This is a genomic window from Vibrio sp. 10N.286.49.C3, from assembly GCF_041469545.1.
GTDB classification, from domain to species: domain Bacteria; phylum Pseudomonadota; class Gammaproteobacteria; order Enterobacterales; family Vibrionaceae; genus Vibrio; species Vibrio tasmaniensis_A.
The window spans coordinates 921-1,545 of the sequence record NZ_JBFRKT010000019.1; the positions used below are offsets into that span (position 1 = coordinate 921).

Genomic DNA, 625 nt, shown 5'->3' on the forward strand with positions numbered 1-625 from the left:
TTTAAGACTAAAGCGAGAGGTGCGATACAACATCTAGCTATTGATGCGACTGGCCTTAAGGTTTATGGCGAAGGTGAATGGAAAGTCAAAAAACACGGGACAGATGGCAAACGTAGAGTCTGGCGAAAACTTCATATTGCCGTGGATACAAACACTCATGAAATTATTGCAGCCGAGCTAAGTCTATCGAAAGTTACAGATGGAGAAGTACTCCCGAATTTACTGAAACAAACTCGCCGAAGTATCCACGAGGTGTCTGGTGATGGCGCTTATGATACGAGAGCATGTCACGATGCAATTAAGATTAAGCGAGCCGTTGCGCTTATTCCTCCAAGAGAAGGGGCTGCCTTCTGGGAGCGGGGTCATCCCCGAAATCTCGCAGTAGGTTGCCAGAAGTTATATGGCTCAAATAAGTATTGGAAAGAGCGGTATGGTTACCACAAACGTTCACTGTCAGAAACAGCGATGTATCGAGTTAAACAGTTGCTAGGAGGACGATTGAGCTTAAGAAATTACAATGCCCAGGTGGGTGAAACTTACGCGATGATAAAAGCGTTGAACAAGCTTACTGGGTTAGGTATGCCTGAAACTTGTCGTATTGATTAAGAAATACGCGAAACGGGGT

1 protein-coding gene is annotated in these 625 nt (G+C 45.0%); it reads left to right on the forward strand.

Annotated elements, in window-relative coordinates; genetic code table 11:
* The coding region (locus tag AB4180_RS08745) for an IS5 family transposase (RefSeq protein ID WP_372081814.1) at positions 1-606 on the forward strand (606 nt) is incomplete at its 5' end.
* Positions 607-625: the final 19 nt, after the last annotated feature.